The sequence below is a fragment of the Alteromonas sp. LOR genome (genome assembly GCF_000753865.1).
GTDB lineage: Bacteria > Pseudomonadota > Gammaproteobacteria > Enterobacterales > Alteromonadaceae > Alteromonas.
Map to the genome: position 1 here is coordinate 90235 of NZ_JQFW01000014.1, position 17895 is coordinate 108129.

Consider the following 17895-nt stretch of genomic DNA (forward strand, 5'->3'; position numbering starts at 1 on the left):
AAGGCTGGAGACGTAAGGTCGTAACAGACTGCATGTACTTATTTTAAAACGCAGTGAATCGATGCTATGCGGGGGAATGCCTAAACTGGAAGGCTTGTAATGAGCAGGCTTTTACTCTTTCAATAGCTCGCGCATGGGTGCGGCGGCGAAGCCTACAGGATGCAACAAAAAGGCTGGATACGTAAGGTCGTAACAGACTGCATTTACTTATTTTAAAACGCAGTGAATCGATGCTATGCGGGGAATGCTTAAACTGGAAGGCTTGTAAAGAGCAGGCTTTTACTCTTTCAAGAGCCCGCGCATGGGTGCGGCGGCAAAGCCTACAGGGCGTAACAAAAAGGCTGGATCCGTAAGGTCATAACAGACTGTCTGCAGCAGGGATGCTGCAGCCAAGCCTCCATGGATGGAATCTCGGCGTGTCTGTGTAGGCCTTACGTATCCAGCCTTTATTCAGCGGATGCAGCGCATCCGCCAACAGCCTAATTAGCCGTTTACGAAGTCTACGCCTAGCTTGATATCGCCACGTAGGCCTTCAAGCATGTCGTTTTTCGCTTTTTCTTCAAATGCGCTTAGCTCGCCGTATGGCAAGATTTCTTCAACACCGTTTGCACTAAGGCGAACTGGGTGTGCAAAGAATGCTGCATCATCGCTGTCATCAGTTTGAACGTAAGTGTATTCAACCACGTTCTCACCTTGCATTGCTGCTACAAGAGATAGGCAGAATCGCGCTGCTGCTTGACCCATAGAAAGGGTTGCAGAACCGCCGCCAGCTTTCGCTTCAACAACTTCAGTACCCGCATTTTGGATACGAGTCGTTAGGCTAGCCACTTCTTCATCGGTAAACTCAACACCTTCAACTTGTGAAAGAAGAGGTAGAATAGTTGTGCCAGAGTGACCACCAATTACTGGTACGTGCACAGAAGCAACATCTACACCTTTAAGCTCAGCAACGAAGGTTTCGGCACGAATAACGTCAAGCGTAGTTACACCGAAAAGTTTGTTTTTGTTGTAAACGCCTTTTGCTTTAAGCGTTTCAGCTGCAATAGCAACTGTAGTGTTAACTGGGTTGGTGATGATTCCAACACACGCATCTGGACAGTTATCAGCAACACCTTCAATAAGGTTTTTAACGATTCCAGCGTTGATGTTGAATAGATCAGAACGATCCATACCCGGCTTACGTGGCATACCAGCTGGAATAAGAACAACGTCTGATCCAGTTAGTGCACCAGCTAGGTCATCTTTACCGTGACCGGTTACTTTAACCGCAGTGGGGATGTGGCTTAAATCAACTGCAACACCAGGTACAACTGGCGCAACATCATAAAGCGCTAAATCTGAACCTGCTGGCAATTGTGTTTTTAACAACAACGACAGCGCTTGACCGATACCACCTGCAGCACCTAACACGGCTACTTTCATACCATTTCTCCTATGGGATTACTCACGTATTTAAACGGAACGTCACACTAATGCAACGCGGGGGAAAACTCAATCACCGGATCGTCTTATTGACGTCATAAGCAGCGATTTTTTGTCAATATTCATTATCATGGATGATTATGCAAACAAATTGCCTAAAGTCCACCTGTGGGGCACAATATGCGAATAAAAACCAGATTCTCACGTTTTTGTCACGCCCTACCGACGAAAACGATAAACGACATGAAAAAAGAGCGCTGAATGGCTAATACAAAACAAGAACAACTGATTAAAGCTTTCAAAGAGATACTTAAAGCAGAGAGCTACGGTTCACAAGGTGAAATTGTAGATGCCTTAAAGGCCCAAGATTTTGACAACATCAGTCAGTCGAAGATATCAAGAATGCTCAGTAAGTTTGGCGCAGTACGTACTCGTAACGCCCGTGGGGACATGGTGTACTGCCTTCCCCCTGAGCTGGGTATGCCTACCGCTAAAAGCCCCCTAAAACAGCTTGTGCTTGATGTAGTACACAATAATGTCATGGTTATCATTAGAACTAGCCCCGGCGCCGCACAGCTCATTGCTCGCCTCCTCGACTCATTGAGTAAGAAAGACGGCGTATTGGGCACCATTGCCGGTGATGATACTATCTTTATCGCCCCTGCGGATGTTCAGAAAATTGAAGAATTGAGAATTCGTGTGGAAGAGTTATTCGACAATGTTTGATAAAGACAGTGTTTAATAGAGACAGGGTCTAATAGAGACAGGGTTTAACAAAGACAGTTTTTAACTGAGACAATCTCTAACTAAGTAGCGCCGAGTAATAAACATCACAGCCTATAGAAAAGCCGTCGACGGACATTCACTATGAAGTGAGGTCATCGGCGGCTTTTTACGTTTTAGTTCGCGTTATCGCGTTATTTGAACCATCGCTTTAGTGCTCCTAAGCACTCTAAGACAGCAACTTAATTAAAGCATCTGCTGCAGGTCGTGATGACGGTGGATTTTGCCCCGTTACCAGTAACCCATCAGTACATACCTTCACAGCAAAATCTTCTGCAGCTTCAAATTTACCGCCCTTTTTGCGCAGTTCGTCTTCCACTAAATACGGCACTACTTCTGTTAACTGCATTGCCTCTTCTTCACTGTTTGTGAAGCCTGTAACTGATTTCCCCGCTACAAGATAGCTACCGTCAGGTGCTTTCACATCTTTAAGTACGATTGGCGCATGGCACACCGCACCAACAGGCTTATTCGCAGCAATAGTATCTTCAATTAATTTAATTGAATGAGCGTTGTCCGACAAATCCCATAATGGACCATGTCCGCCTGGGTAAAATACCGCATCGAATTCTTCTGCTCTCACATCTTCTAACGGAATTGTAGATGCGATTGCACTTCGGGCAATATCGTCTTTTGTGTAGCGGATAGCATCGTCGGTCATCGCGTCGTCGGAGAGGCTATTGGGGTCGATAGGTACCTGACCACCCATAGTCGATGCGAGTGTAATGGAGTAGCCTTGGTCTTTGAATGCATAGTAGGGAGCGGCAAACTCTTCCAACCACATACCGGTTTTGTTACCCGTATCGCCCATGATTTCGTGTGATGTCATTACCATAAGAATAGACTTTGACATTTGACCTCCTTGCGTTGATTTCCAGAATATAGAGTCTTCTTCTTTCGTCCAAGGTGAATGATTAGATCAAAAAAAATGCCACTGCCCATAAAGGGGAGTGGCATTTTACACTACAAAGATTTTATATCATTTGATTAGAAGTCGTATTTAATACCGAACTGTAGCTGCCATACAGACTGAGAAAGAATCTCAAGGTTCTGAATGCGGTCTTCGCCGTTAAGGTCGAAGTACTCATATTGGCCATCTACGATGTTAGCTGATACAACTGCGCGCTCATACTCGTAACGAGTACGCTCAATGCGGCCCCAATCGTCATTTAACAAGTTACCGAAGTTCTCAATATCAAAGAATACCGTTAGTTTGTGCTCTGGGTAGAACGCAGGTAGTTCTTGTTGGATACGAACATCGATGATTGTTGACCAGCGAGAGTTGTCACCGTTACGAGCGGCAATGCCACCTTTATACTGTGCTAACTCAGAGCTATTGATGTAATCAAAAAACGCTTGTTGTGCCGCTGGATCACCGTCGAAAGATGATGAAGCGAACAACGGATCATCCATACCAGATGGAACGTATAGTAAGTGACCTGCATCATCGTTACGGCTTTCACGAGCACAACGACCGCCACCAACATCTAGCACACACGCGTTGTTTTCGTCGAACGTGTAGCTGTAAGGTTGACCAGAACGACGTTCTGCGAATACTGACACTTTAGTTTGGTAGCCATCGATAAACTCTTGGCTCCAGTTAAAGCGCATTTTCCATAAATGCTCAGTTTGGAAACTAGAAGTTCCTGCACGAGGCTGCTGACGATCGTAGGCAGCAAAGTCTGAATAGTTAGACGTTGCGGTTGACGAAGTACCGTAACCGATGTCTTCTACGTCAGCATATGTATAGCTGGTGAAGAAATCGAAAGAACCGTACGCAGTTTCCCATGCATTTGTTGCTGACAATGCGTAAAGCATTGAGTCGCCTTCATCCACAGATCCTGTTGCGATTGCTTCTGGTCCTTCACTACAGTCGTAAACACCACGACCATCTGGTGCAGTACCAACAGGCTCTTCACAACGTTGGTCGTACCAATAAGTCGCGTTTTCTAGCTTGTTATAAAGAACGTCAGCAGAGAATACCCAACCTTCAAGCATTTCCATTTCTGGCTCGTGGGCAACACCTAAGCTCACTTTCCACGTTGTTGGTATATCAAAGTCTGAGCGAAGCGCATTTACTGCTCCATCAGGATCAGTATTCGCAAGCTGATCTAGGATATTCTGAGGAATATACTGACCTGTTACTGGGTCTGGCGTAGTCGGTACTTGGTAAGTTTGACCAGAACCGAAATCTTCGTAGTTATCAGAGATTACACCGTCGTTAGAGTAACTGTTTGATACCCAAACACTTGGTGCACCACCAGAGAAGCGACCGATACCACCACGAACTGTCGTGTAATCAGATGCATACCACTGGAATGAAACACGTGGTAGAAGTAGGTCTAAGCCATCGATGTCATTTGCATTTGAGTAACCGTAGCGGTCAACAAAGTTTTGGTTTTCGCGAATAGAACCTTCTGATTCGTACCAGTCATAACGAAGACCAGCGTCGATAGTAAGTTCTGACGTAGCGGCCCATGAATCTTGGATATATAACGAGTTGTAGTTATAACCCCAGATAGCGCGCAAATCGTCTTCGTTGTTACTTACCGCATTATCGTATAAAAGTGCTGACGCTTGAGCGTTGCGCAAATCATCGATACTGTCGAATAAGTAAGAACCTTCAGAGTTCTGAGCAAATAAGTTGTCTACATCAACTTCTTCACGTTCAAAACCAGCCTTAATAATGTGATCGCCAGTGGTATAAATTGCCACCGCTTTCATTTGTAGGAAGTCTTGGTCTAACGAGTTTCCGTGACGGAAGCGGTCTGGACCAATTGTAAGGTAGTTTTCATCACCATCTACTTCGCGAAGGAAAACAGCAAAGTTAGGGAATTCAGACCCGTTTAACGAATCTTGACCTGTTGCTTGTGTTGTACTTGCAATTTTGAACTGAGTAGAGAAGTTCGTTGTCCAGTCTGAGAACACGTGAGCAATAAAGCTTTCTACTTCTTCTGAGCGGTCGTACCACGTCGACGATGCACCTAGTACTTCATCGTTAGTAAGGAAGTTGTTACCGTTTTGCTCATTGATTGAGTTACCTTCAGTTCTCATGTAAGTGAACTTGGCGCGGTGGTCTTTTGCGATGTTCCAATCGATGTTTGCTAATACTTTTTCATCTTGTACAGCGTCTTTTTGGAAATTACCAACATCGAAGCCCCATACGTCTGAAACAACCTGAGATACTTCAGCAAGGTCATCAAGAGTAATGTTTTCTTGTTCGTTAACCGCACCAGAGCCTAAAGGGCCGTTGTTAAGCGGAGCAACTGCTTCAAACTTGTCGTAGGCAACAAAGAAGAAAAGCTTATCTTTAATAAGCGGACCGCCAAGCGTAGCAACAAAAGTTTCTTCTTCGAAATCGAAGTTGAAGTCTTCGTCACCATTGTTTTCGCCAATCATGCCGTCGTCAGTGTAGTAGTAACCTACTGAGCCATGAAATTCGTTTGTACCTGACTTAGTTACCGCGTTGATAGTACCGCCAGTAAAGCCATTGTACTCAACGTCAAACGGTGCTGTTTGAATCGATAGAGACTCAATTGCGTCGTAAGAAATAGGAGAACGCTGTGTAGGATAGCCGTTCGCGTTAAGACCAAAACGGTCATTTAACGCAACACCATCTACCGTAAGTGAGTTAAAGCGGTTGTTTGCACCAGCAATGCTCAACTCTTTTGAACCACCGCTTTGGACGTTTACAGACGCGAATGGGTCAAGTTGTGCAGCATCAGTAATGTCACGGTCGATTGAAGCAACTTCGCTAAGTGCTTTAAGGCCTAAACTCGTGCTTAGCCCTTCGTTGCTGTAACCAGCTGTAGCTCGAGTACCTGTAACAGTAATAACTTCGGCTGCATTAGCCGACTGAACGGTAACTGGAAGCGCCAACGCTTGATCTAGTGATAAGTAAACATCCTCTACCTTCGTTGGTACGAAACCATCACCAGAGATAGTAACTGTGTAGGGACCACCGACACGAAGACCACGTGAAGAGAAAGTACCGTTTTCGTTGGTTGTTGCTGTCGAAATAGTACCTGTTGGTTCGTGCTTGATAGTTACGGTGGCGCCGGCAAGATTTGCCCCTGCTTCGCTAACAACATTGCCTCGGATTGCAGACGTTGTTGTTTGAGCCATAACTGTACCAGCTAGGCCAGCAGAAACAGCAACTGCGATTGCAACGCGGCTGAGTTTTGCTTTGAAGTTCATGTGTGTGTTTCCCTTTTGTTTAGAATTTTTTTCTAATTAGATGTTACAGACAACTTTTGCTCGCCCTGCTTGTGAGCAAGATTTGGCTAAATTGTCTTCGAGCTTCGTGTCATTTTTATTACAAAATTGCATTTTTGTTTACGCAGAGTTCAGATATCGTAAACAGCTACGCTTATTTAAGCTGACCAGGTGGTCAAGTTAAATTACCTATTGTTATTATTGTTTCCAACTCGCAATTTACATCGCTATTCTTGCCACACCCGCGACTAATAAACAGCGTTTAACAAAAATCAGATTAACCCAGACAAAATTCATTAAAATCAGTACAGTAGACCATTCAAATAAATTTACCTATTGCAATAAATAATCTTAGCTGTTGAAATGTCACTTTCAATTATTAACTTTATTGGTCGTTTTTTGACAACTCTTCGAATTGTTTCTTCATTAAAATGGTGGTTGTTACTATTCGCAGCGGTTTGCTGCGTCTCAGTCAATTATTTTTCAAATTTACGGAACTTTTCTGACATACCACCACAAACAGGTCAGTATTTAACCTGCAATGGCGAATTTTCAGCCAACGCCGACCGATTTTCAGTATATGTTACAGACAGCAGAATTGCACAGCTTGCTAGCGAAAAAATCTGTAACAATAGTGTCATAAAACGGCAATATGGAGAGGTAAAGGTAATAATTGGTCAGAGCGACTATGACACCTTTCGGTATATCAACCACGGCGTGGTTGATTTAGCATTAGTGAAGAGAAACGTAGTAGACGCCTTTGCAGCCAACGATATCTACGGCTTAACGCCTATCGCATCTCACCCAGATTACGGGGCATTTTTTATCTCGTTACGAGAAAAGCCAAAATTGGAAAAAGAATATTTATTGGGCAAGCGAATTGGCTTGCTCGACTACCCTAGCAGCCGCTCGGGGCACATAGTACCTAAAACAGTATTGAAGCGGCTTGGGTTAAGTGACACTAATGTGAACATTGTGTATTACAGCTCACATCAAGAACTAAGGCGTGCCCTGCTCGCTGGTGAGGTTGATATCATTTCTTCTTATTGGGCAAAAGACGATGAAGAAATTCTGTCAAAAAATTATACCGCACCATTATTACAGCAGGTAAGCGGAATGCGTTGGTATTTAAAGATGCAAACTCAAAACACCGACCTATTTTGCGCAATGCAGTCAGTCATCCATGATATCGCTATGGCACATCCTCGTCCCTATTATAAGAATATTGTTCTTGAGGAAGGCTGCCGATGAACATTTCAAATAAACTGACATTTAAGTCTAAGCGACGAATTGTTATTAATGGATTGATGCTGCTCTTTTTATTGCAGTGCATAGCTGTTGCAGGACAGTTTGTTTCTTATCAAAGCACGCTTCATAGCGCTATTGATAAGGTTGAACGAAGAATTAGTTTAGACAGCGCTTTTTTAGATGTGGGTAATCAAACCCTGCAAACGCCGGTAAATAGCTACGCAATATGGCAATACACTACAACGTTGAATGCGGAGCTCTCTACCCAAGGCTACCCTGTTTTAGTGAAGTCGATTCAAGGTGTGGAATTTAAAAGCGAGAAAATCACAAAAGCGAACTTTCCTAAAAGCTATACAACGGTGTTAAGAAATGCAGAACAACGCATAGATATAGAGATAGTAAGCAAACCTATATCTAACGCACTTGGTTTTAGTTGGACCGCGTTGATCGCATCACTTCTTATAATGCCAATGTTTGCGATTAACACCAGAACCACTGCAAAACAGAGAGCGCAGCGAGCAGAGGCATTATTGCCCCCAGCCCCAAAACTTATTATCAACTTGCAAGATAAAACCATATCTAACGGCGTCACCGATAATGCAGTGACGTTACAGAACAAACCACTGTGTTTTTACACTGCGTTAGTGAAGTTCTGCATCGAGAATCCTGGAGTGCCATTGCCTCCGCACAAAGACGTACCTAATGAGTTAGTCGCACTGGCGAATAAAAGTTTTGGCCGTCTTATTGAATTAGGTCATACCAAACGGAAAAGGCCAGACTTTAACGCCAATTTAGATAAAACCCTCAGCGAGATTCGAGCGTCACTTGATGAAGTGTTTGCCGACTTTAATGCTGAAAAAGAAACCTACTATCCGCCAAGAGCACAAGGTGAAGGTTCTCGCTCAAAACAACATTCTTATGCTTTACCCAAAATCGCTTTAGCTGACATAGAAATAATTGGTAACTAGGGGAGTTGATCTAGACAACTTGCTTTAAATTTGAACAACAACGCTTTGTATGTGAATAATATTGACCAATTGGATAACTTCTTCATGTTTTAGTGAAGGGCCTGCAATACCTTGAAATATCGGTGAACTTCAAGAAAAGACCTAGCAAAGACCAGACCAAAGACTAACGAAACATGAATATAACATTGATTCGTGAGGGCTAAGCGCGTATCTTTGCACCAACAAAACCAGCTTTAAAGTACTATGCAATCGCCATTAATTATTGCCATTTCTGGAGCGTCAGGCTCTGGGAAGTCTCTTTTTACGAAAAATTTATTTAACGGATTCAGCGCACAAGGCCGTCCTGTACAGGTTTTGCGCGAGGATCATTACTACCGTGCGCAAGATCATTTGCCCATGGAGCAGCGCGAGCAAAATAACTACGACCATCCAAACGCATTTGAGCACGAGTTGCTTAAAGCGCATTTGCAGGCGTTGAGAGAGGGGCAGCCAATTGACTATCCTCACTATTGCTATAAAACACATACTCGCTTGCCTGAAACTGAGCGCTTAAATCCAGCACCAGTTATCATTCTTGAAGGTATTATGTTGCTTGCTCGTACGGATCTCCTTCCTTTATATGATGTGAAAATCTTTATCGACACGCCATTGGATATTTGTTTGATGCGCAGAATGATGCGCGACCTAAAAGAACGCGGTCGCTCTATAGAGTCTGTGGCCAAGCAATATGAAGAAACAGTAAAACCAATGTACCACCAATTCATTGAGCCAAGCCGCTTTACTGCCGACGTAGTAGTAACGCAGGGTGGAAAAAATCAAATTGCATTAGATGTGATCAAATCACACATTCAGCAAGCGCTTCTTTAAGGGAATAACATTATGGTAGGTTTACTGGGCGTTGCGCTCCTAATAGGTATTGCATTAGCGATGTCGTCGGCGAGGCGCAGCATCAACTGGCGCACTGTTGGTGGTGCATTCGCTATTCAAGCCACAGTGGGTGCGTTTGTCCTGTATTCCGAACCCGGCAAAGAGTTCCTTCTCAAAGCAACAGAATTTGTTGGCAATATCATTGGTTACAGCCAAGACGGAATAAGCTTTCTATTTGGCCCCCTCAGCAACAATTCTCTTGGCTTTATATTTGCGGTTAATGTACTTCCCGTTATTGTTTTCTTCTCCGCACTTATTGCGGTGCTTTATCACCTTAAGGTGATGGGCGTTGTTATAAAAATTATTGGTGGTCTTCTGCAAAAGCTATTAGGCACCAGTCAACCTGAGTCAATGTCTTCAGCGGCAAATATCTTTGTCGGTCAAACCGAAGCGCCTCTGGTAGTTCGCCCCTTTATCCCACACATGACTCGTTCTGAGCTGTTTGCCATTATGGTAGGTGGTTTGGCATCAATCGCAGGCTCCGTTATGGCCGGATATGCGGGTATGGGCGTAGAACTTAAATACCTACTGGCCGCGAGCTTTATGGCGGCACCTGGTGGATTGTTGATGGCGAAGATTATCTTGCCTGAAACGACTAAACCAAATGAAGATTTACACGACGTAGATGCAGACAGCGCAGGCTACGCCAACGTATTTGATGCTGCTGCTAGTGGTGCAGCATCAGGCATGCAGCTTGCGTTAAACGTAGGTGCAATGCTACTCGCTTTCATAGCACTTATTGCCATGTTCAACGGCCTCATTGGCTGGACCGCGGGGCTATTTGGCTTTGAAAACGTGACTTTTGAAGGGATCCTGGGGTTTGTTCTTCAGCCACTAGCATGGGCAATCGGCGTACCATGGGAAGAAGCACAACTTGCTGGTAGCTTTATTGGACAAAAGATGGTGGTTAACGAGTTTGTCGCTTACCTCAGCTTTTTAGAAAACCAAGATCAGCTGTCTCAAGCCTCTCAGGCCATTATCACCTTTGCATTATGTGGTTTTGCAAACTTCTCTTCTATCGCTATTTTGATGGGCGGAATTGGTGCTATGGCGCCAACACGCAGAAAAGAAATTGCGCGACTGGGATTAAAGGCAGTTATTGCTGCAACCTTATCTAACTTAATGAGTGCGGCATTGGCTGGCATTTTCCTTTCTCTCGGTTAAAATTTTTTTAGACAGACTATTTGGTCAAGTTTTTACTAGACTAAACGGTCAGGTTTATGTAAATTACGCACATTCTTCGCAGGCGTTGATCTGAATCAACGCCTGCGTCTTTTTTCTGTAGCCCGTCTACCTTTATAATGCCGCAATCAAAATATACGGGATAACGTTATGCAATTAGTTGCTGTTGATTACCAAGCTGAAAACGCACAAGAAGAATTTGTTAAATCACTTCGGGAAACTGGATTTGGTGTTCTTAAGAACCACCCTATTCAGCAGTCTTTGGTTCAAGGTATTTATGACAATTGGCAGGGTTTCTTCAATAGTGAACAGAAGAACGATTACCTTTATAACAAAGGTAAGCAAGACGGATTTTTCCCTCAGAGTGTTTCTGAGGTAGCTAAGGGTTTCACGAAAAAAGACATAAAAGAGTATTATCACTACTACCCTTGGGGCCAGTGTCCAGAGGAGCTACGTCCTCAGGTATCTCAATACTACAAAGAAGCCAACACGCTTGCTTCAGAGTTATTGAGTTGGATTGAGTCTCACTCGCCAAGTGACGTAAGTGATAAGTACAGTCAGCCGTTAGGGGATATGATTAAAGATTCAGATCAGACCCTATTGCGTATTCTTCACTACCCGCCTTTAAGCGGTGATGAAGAGGTAGACGCAATTCGCGCTGCTGCTCATGAAGATATTAACTTAATTACTATTTTACCAGCTGCAAATGAGCCGGGCCTTCAGGTTCAAGCGAAAGACGGCAGCTGGCTAGATGTTCCTTGTGATTTTGGTAGTTTGATTGTGAATATTGGTGACATGCTGCAAGAAGCATCTGGCCACTACTTCCCATCAACCACTCACAGGGTAGTGAATCCTGATGGCGCAGACATGACAAAGGCTCGTATTTCACTGCCTTTGTTTTTGCACCCTCGACCAGATGTTGTTCTTTCAGAACGTCATACCGCAGGGTCATACCTGCAAGAGCGCCTTCGTGAGCTGGGCGTGATTTAAGTTAAGTTCCTTTTGTAGTGTTACCTTTCTGCCACGGCTTGTCCGTGGCTTTTTTCTATCTGCTTATTTTCATCTCTATTCAGCGTCGAGCCAATACAGCAAGCTTTGATGAATAGCGCTCAGCGCTATAATCATCTGGTGCGTAAGTCTTAGCGCTTTTAAGGTAACGCACGGTATTGTTGGTATCGCCCAATTCGAAATAGGTCTTAGCCATACCAAATAGCACTTCGTGATTCTTTCTGTCGAGTCGCACAGCACGTTGATAGTGACTCAGCGCTTTCTCAAACTTACCATCCTCAAATGATTGCTCGCCAAGGATAAAATGATAAAAAGGGTTAGTCTTTCTTTTTGTTTCTATTTTGCTAAATAGTTCAGCCGCTTCCTCCCGCCTATTTTGATATCGATACAAAATAGCGAGGTTCTCCCATACGGTTAAGTTTTCAGGATCGAGAGATAACGCGTGTTCGTAAGTCCGTTGAGCTTGTTCAAAATCTCCTTGCATACGATAAAGCACGCCTAAATTTGTCCAGGTTTGCTGTAATGTTGGCGCAACTTTGGCTGCGGCTCTGAAATAGCTGTATGCACGGGTATAGCTATTTGCTACAAATGCATCTGCCCCCTTGTTGTTATAAAACATGGCTAACACACTTTTTTGCGATACGGGAATGCGAGGGAAGTGACTTCGAATAACTTGTGGATCAAAATCCACGTCGGCATAGGTTGTTCCTATGGTAATTGCCATTGAGGTTTCTGGCGCGCTTACTCTTAAATTGATATGGCCATTGAGCAAACTAAAGCCATCTCTGCGGGTCCAGTATTCGGGAATGTCTACCTCGTAAAATGTGGTATTTAATCCAAGGTGTTGGGCTAAGGCGAAGGTCATTATTGACAATGACAGGCAATTGGCCGCTCGGTTATTAAAAGTGGTATTTGCCACCGTATTGGCGTTATTGCGATACACCATGCCATTGTCTGAGTAGTCTAAAATAGCGTTGACAAAGCCTCTAACATTCTTTGCATTTAATGCGTTGTCGTAGGCAGAACGCTCTGCAAAGCGTTTTGCTTCTTCACCGAGATAAAATACATCTTCCTCTGACTCAACGCGAAAAAGTGGGTAACTGGGGAATAACTCATCTTTTAATAAGGGCTTGATATCTGCAGTTGCACGATCATCTTGCTGTGTACTTTGGCAAGCAGCTAAACACACCGTTATTATTACTAGTGTTAATAATGATTGGACAGGCATGACATACACTCCTCATGCACTTTCATAGGCATTTCATGAAGCCGCTGAGTAAAAGCGCGCTTCGAGCCCCTATAAAGCGTCATTCGATACTATAAGTATAGACTGCCCTGATAAACTTGCTTTTCTCTGTATTTAATTTGAGTTATTCGCCTTCAATTTGCTTTAGTTCTTTTTCTATTTACTGCGCCGGACAAAATAAATAAAAGCACATTTTATCGCCTCGCGCCCTTCCACAGATGCATTTTAACGCTAAGGGCTCTCGTGTTACATAAAGTTAATCATCACTTTTTGAGAAACCACCGTAATCATTAGCGAAATCAAACTTGTTAAAAGATAGTAAAGATTTATAACCCGTTGGATAAACTCAAAAGGAAATATTATGCGTAAGTTTTTAAGTGCTTTAGTTATTGTAGTAGTGAGCTCATCTGCATTCGCTGGACACCATAAAATGGGTGACCACAAAGATATCGTTGACACAGCGGCGAGCAACCCAATGTTTTCTACCTTGGTAGCTGCGGTAAAAGCAGGCGGTTTAGTAGACACATTAAAAGGTGACGGACCGTTTACCGTTTTTGCACCTACTAATGATGCCTTTGCAGCGCTTCCTGCAGGTACATTGGAAATGTTGTTAAAGCCAGAGAATAAAGACACCTTAGTGCAAATTCTTACATACCACGTTGTTGCAGGTAAAGTAGCGGCGAAAGACGTTGTATCACTTTCATCTGCGACCACAGTGGAAGGCAGTGATGTAAAAGTTAATGCCGCTATGGGTAAAGTGAAAATTAACAATGCGAACGTTGTGAAAGCTGATGTAATGGCTGAAAACGGCGTGATTCACGTCATTGACGCAGTATTGCTACCTGCTGATGTAGCAGCAGCGTTATAGTCTAGAAAACGAGAAAACGTTGTAAACCACCGCTCTGCGCGGTGGTTTTTTGTATTTGATGCACAGAGATTATAAATCAGTTATGCCAACATATTAGATTTCTATAATTTAAACTTATGTTGAATAACTTTTTTTCTCGCGTAGGTGTAGAGTTAATAGATATACTGCCTCAGAGTAGTACCCTAACGAGGAATTGCTGTGTACATCGAACAAGTTGACAACAGAGCACTCTCTGATTGTAACGTTCTTATTGTAGATGACGATGCGAGTAGCAGACTCATACTAGAAACCTTGCTGACAGATATGGTTTCGTGCGTTTCAGTTGACTCTGGCAAAGCGGCCATCGAGCATTGCCGGTTCAAAAAGCCTGACCTAATTTTGATGGACGTTTCCATGCCAGAATCAGACGGTCACGCCACCACGGTATTATTGCGTAAAAAACCTCAGTGTGAATCCATACCCATTATTTTTGTAACTTCATCCTCAACGGAGGAAGAAGAATCAAAATGCTGGAACTCTGGATGTGTGGATTTCGTCGTAAAGCCAGTTAACGCCTGCACACTGCTAAATCGCGTAAAGTCTCACCTAAAAAATAAAATGCGCAATGACTTGCTCGAGAAGCTCATTTATATCGATAAACTCACTGGCGCATACAACCGCCATTACCTAGATGACTATCTTCCCAGACTTGTTCGCGATGGACTTCGTAATGTGACGCCACTGTCCCTTGTCATATTAGATATCGACCACTTCAAGCTTTTCAACGACATGTACGGTCATTTAGACGGCGACAGCTGTCTGTGGAAAGTCAGTCAATGTATCAACGACACGTTAAAACGGCCTATGGATAAGTTGGTTCGTATCGGCGGGGAAGAGTTTTTAGTTATTTTGCCGAATACGGATACAAGAGGAGCCGCTGCAGTCACAAAGAGGCTGCTAGAAACCGTATATGAATTGAATATCAAACATGATGCCTCTGAATTTGATCGAGTCACATTAAGCGCAGGACTCTCGACTAAAAAAGCGGACGATGAAAAAACCATAGACTACGTCATGCTAGAGGCTGATAAAAACCTCTATCTCGCTAAAACCGATGGTCGAAATCGCGTAAGAGTAGAAGGGCTTGATGAAGCCGAATTTGACACCCCGGTACGAGAAACCAAAAGACGAGTACTTGTGTAGGCTTAGCGGTTCGTTAGCTAGCTTTTTTCCTAATCTGTGTTTTTATTTACCCTGTGTTTTTACCTATTCTGTGTTTCTCCCAATCGATATTTCCCAACCGCCTTAGTGTGCAGCAGTTGCGTTAACGGACTGGTTTGGTCTAACCCAAATTGCTCAAATTGAGCGAATAACAGCTGAATTGTGGCAAGTGCGTCATCAAGGGCATTGTGTTCAGGACAGCTTGGAAGGTCTAATCGCTGTCGACACACGGTAAGTGTTGCACTATTGGTAGGAAGCACTTGATGCTGTTTATTCAACTGATAAACCGCAAGCTTGAGCGTATCAATATAGATAACATCCATAGCGGGTAAAGACAGCTTTATAAACGCTTTATTAAGCGCCGCTAAATCAAGACTCGCATTGTGAAACACCAGCACTGACGATTGAAGCCGTGGCATCAACTTATCTAAGCTAACGGCTAACGGCTTCCCTTGAGCCAAAATATCATGGGTTAACCCGTGAATGACTGGGCTTTGGCCTAACGCAGCCGATGTTTTTATAACAAAATACTCGCAAGAGCCCAGCGACAACTGCCCGCCCTTACCTGCCACCCATCCTATAGATGTAATATCAGTGACTTTGGCATCAAGGGAAGTCAACTCAACATCAATTGCCAGTAAATCCGTGTTATTGATATACCTACCGCTAAGTTGCTTTGTTAGCGACGAGCCTGCAGTTAATGCAAGCTGCCTTTTAAGCCATTGCAATATCATCTATCGTTTTACCCTACCCGTTGATTTACCTTACGCTTTAGATCACCTTGCGGCTTTCTCACCACAGCCTTGCTTACCTTTGTATCATTAATCCTTATCACCAGTGACAGAAGGCGCGCTAACCAACCCCGCCGGAAAACTTCATTACCATGGCTTCGTTAGCCCGCTCTATAGCTTTAAAGCCCGCTTTAAGTTGGTGCTTTTGAATCGACGACAGCATGCTCACCGAAACGAGGTTATCGGTTACTTTGTTCTCTAGCTGATGACGCCAGCGCAGCCTATTTAAAAACACCCAAATATCTTTTAAGTTAGCCGCATCTTTAGAAGAAAGCTCTGACTTGTCAGACAAACTCTCAAGACGGGCAACGGTATTGGGTAACGTAATACCATCAGCTAACGCATAAATACGCGCAATGTTGTTAATCAGTGCGACGGCACGGGTTTTTAAGTCGATGGTGTCTTTTTGTTTACGTCCTTTTTCATAGCTAAATTTTTGAAACATAGATAGGGGGACAGACACATCATTGCTATTGCGCGCCAGGGCGGCTAAGAACATCTTCTGCTGTAATAATGGTGCTCGCCTTTTCTGCAACTGTTTGAACAGGCTTGCATCACCTGCTGCACAGCGTACATCCAAAAAAATATTAAAGTGCATAATGGCCTTGCTTGTGGGTGCTGCTACCCACCGCTCAGCTTCTTTTACCGCTTCATCAACTGACAACCGCAGCTCAGGATTACTGGCCATAATGTTGCCATCACACAGCTTAATCCCGCATTTTGCTAATCCTTTGCACACGTAATCTGTCATATCAGCAAAATAGGCGGCCTGCTTTTCGTTAGGCGTAGACGCTAATAATAAACCGCTGTCTTGGTCAGAGCCCGTGGTTTGATCTTCCCTCGCCTGCGAGCCATACACTAGCCAGGCAAACATCATAGGGGCTTTACCGTTATCTTGCTGGAAAAACCCAATAAGCTTTCGCGTCATTACGTCGGTTGCCTGAGACAAGATTTTGCCCGCAATATCGTAATCTCCGGCACGCTTGGCGTGCGCAGCAAAATAATGCGGTAATTGCCAAGACAGCCTTGTGAGCTCATACAGGTTATTCGCTTTTGTGAGCTCACCAATAATAAAAAGTACGTTGCCCCTTTGGTGCCTAATAATATCGCTGGCCGTCACCATGCCTATAGGCGACTGGGATAGATGGTCGATAACCGGCAAGTGATGAATATTTTTTTCTGTCATCAGCGCCATGGCATCAAACAGCGTTCTGCTGTTGCCAATTTGGGTAGGGTTCACTGTCATTATTTGCTTAACCGGAAGGGCGGTATCAAGAGCGTGGGCCACTACGCGAGAGCGTAAATCTCTATCTGTCACTATGCCAATGAGCTTATCGTTATCGGTTACTAATAAGGAAGATACTTTTTCTTGAGTCATTAGCATTGCAGCATCAGCAATTGACATATTGCTGTGAGCGGCCACTGGCGCTTTATCGATAACATCGGTTAGCGACTTGTATAGCCACATGGAATTAGAGTCGGCTATAGCGTGATTTTGCAGCGCATTATTGCGCAAGCCCGTAAAAAAGCTATTCACCTCTACAAGCTCAAGTAACGAAAATACGTCATCAGCGGCAAAACTGTAAACAAGGCCAGGGCTGTCTACGTGTATGGACAATGGATAGGTACGCTTATCTAAAATTGCGGCATAATTAAAATAATCTCCCTCGCTTAAATGCCTAGCCGCGCCTTCCCCATCTTCTACGGAAAACTGACCGCTTTGAATAAGATAAAGTCGGGGCTCGCCCGTTTTAAAATGCTCGGTATTATCTTTTGTCACATAGAGTAAATCAGCATGTCGAATAAGGTCATTGCGTTGAGACTCGTTTAACATATCAAACGGTGCTGATGTAGAAAGAAAGTCTTCAACCTGCTTTGCTATTGCTGTCATTTGTTCATCCTTATTCTCGTTCTATTGGCCTTTCAGTTGCGCAGCGCCTTTCTTTAAATCTGGTCTTTACCTCTGATTTTTACATCAAGGGTTTACCTCTGACTTTTGCATCTGGCTTTTACCTCCGGGGCTGTTGATACTTCTGC

General features: G+C 43.8%; 14 protein-coding genes. 8 read left to right on the forward strand and 6 right to left on the reverse strand.

Going from position 1 to position 17895, the window contains the following annotated elements; translation table 11 throughout:
- Positions 1 to 483: 483 nt before the first annotated feature.
- Positions 484 to 1422 (reverse strand): malate dehydrogenase, encoded by a 939-nt coding sequence (gene mdh, locus JV36_RS0105195; protein ID WP_032095517.1) that lies wholly within the window; start codon positions 1420 to 1422, stop codon positions 484 to 486.
- Between the two features lie 261 nt (positions 1423 to 1683).
- On the opposite strand from mdh, the gene argR reads away from it, so the two are divergent.
- Entirely contained in the window at positions 1684 to 2148 is a 465-nt protein-coding gene (argR, locus tag JV36_RS0105200) for a transcriptional regulator ArgR (RefSeq protein ID WP_032095516.1), read from the forward strand.
- A gap of 226 nt (positions 2149 to 2374) precedes the next feature.
- Here the strand turns inward: argR and JV36_RS0105205 are convergent, their stop codons facing one another.
- Positions 2375 to 3058 (reverse strand): type 1 glutamine amidotransferase domain-containing protein, encoded by a 684-nt coding sequence (locus tag JV36_RS0105205; RefSeq protein WP_032095515.1) that lies wholly within the window; start codon positions 3056 to 3058, stop codon positions 2375 to 2377.
- A gap of 134 nt (positions 3059 to 3192) precedes the next feature.
- The gene (locus JV36_RS0105210; RefSeq protein ID WP_032095514.1) at positions 3193 to 6402 is read right to left on the reverse strand and encodes a TonB-dependent receptor; all 3210 of its coding nucleotides are present in this window, start codon (positions 6400 to 6402) and stop codon (positions 3193 to 3195) included.
- A gap of 381 nt (positions 6403 to 6783) precedes the next feature.
- Between JV36_RS0105210 and JV36_RS0105215 the strand changes: the two genes are divergently transcribed.
- From JV36_RS0105215 to JV36_RS0105235, 5 genes are all read left to right on the forward strand, one after another.
- Positions 6784 to 7671, forward strand: coding sequence for a PhnD/SsuA/transferrin family substrate-binding protein (locus tag JV36_RS0105215; protein ID WP_032095513.1), 888 nt, complete (start codon positions 6784 to 6786; stop codon positions 7669 to 7671).
- Complete coding sequence (locus JV36_RS0105220; RefSeq protein ID WP_032095512.1) at positions 7668 to 8636, forward strand: hypothetical protein; 969 nt, start codon at positions 7668 to 7670, stop codon at positions 8634 to 8636. The genes JV36_RS0105215 and JV36_RS0105220 overlap by 4 nt, the downstream gene beginning before the upstream one ends.
- Positions 8637 to 8879: 243 nt before the next feature.
- On the forward strand, positions 8880 to 9503 hold the full coding sequence (udk, locus tag JV36_RS0105225; protein ID WP_032095511.1) for a uridine kinase: 624 nt from the start codon (positions 8880 to 8882) through the stop codon (positions 9501 to 9503).
- Between the two features lie 12 nt (positions 9504 to 9515).
- Positions 9516 to 10727 carry a NupC/NupG family nucleoside CNT transporter gene (locus JV36_RS0105230; protein ID WP_032095510.1) on the forward strand — a complete coding sequence of 404 codons (1212 nt, stop codon included), beginning with the start codon at positions 9516 to 9518 and terminating at the stop codon, positions 10725 to 10727.
- Positions 10728 to 10895: 168 nt separating this feature from the next.
- On the forward strand, positions 10896 to 11735 hold the full coding sequence (locus tag JV36_RS0105235) for an isopenicillin N synthase family dioxygenase (RefSeq protein WP_032095509.1): 840 nt from the start codon (positions 10896 to 10898) through the stop codon (positions 11733 to 11735).
- A gap of 79 nt (positions 11736 to 11814) precedes the next feature.
- Here the strand turns inward: JV36_RS0105235 and JV36_RS0105240 are convergent, their stop codons facing one another.
- A complete protein-coding gene (locus JV36_RS0105240) occupies positions 11815 to 12981 on the reverse strand; it encodes a tetratricopeptide repeat protein (protein ID WP_032095508.1) in 1167 nt (388 codons plus the stop codon).
- Between the two features lie 379 nt (positions 12982 to 13360).
- Between JV36_RS0105240 and JV36_RS0105245 the strand changes: the two genes are divergently transcribed.
- Both JV36_RS0105245 and JV36_RS0105250 read left to right on the forward strand, forming a co-directional pair.
- A complete protein-coding gene (locus tag JV36_RS0105245; RefSeq protein ID WP_032095507.1) occupies positions 13361 to 13867 on the forward strand; it encodes a fasciclin domain-containing protein in 507 nt (168 codons plus the stop codon).
- A 198-nt stretch (positions 13868 to 14065) separates the two neighbouring features.
- The gene (locus JV36_RS0105250; RefSeq protein ID WP_032095506.1) at positions 14066 to 15049 is read left to right on the forward strand and encodes a GGDEF domain-containing response regulator; all 984 of its coding nucleotides are present in this window, start codon (positions 14066 to 14068) and stop codon (positions 15047 to 15049) included.
- A gap of 59 nt (positions 15050 to 15108) precedes the next feature.
- Here the strand turns inward: JV36_RS0105250 and JV36_RS0105255 are convergent, their stop codons facing one another.
- Together JV36_RS0105255 and JV36_RS0105260 are read right to left on the reverse strand one after the other, a co-directional pair.
- Positions 15109 to 15801 (reverse strand): 3'-5' exonuclease, encoded by a 693-nt coding sequence (locus JV36_RS0105255; RefSeq protein ID WP_052010112.1) that lies wholly within the window; start codon positions 15799 to 15801, stop codon positions 15109 to 15111.
- Positions 15802 to 15919: 118 nt separating this feature from the next.
- Positions 15920 to 17749, reverse strand: a complete 1830-nt coding sequence (locus JV36_RS0105260) for a putative nucleotidyltransferase substrate binding domain-containing protein (RefSeq protein WP_032095505.1) — start codon at positions 17747 to 17749, stop codon at positions 15920 to 15922.
- Positions 17750 to 17895: the final 146 nt, after the last annotated feature.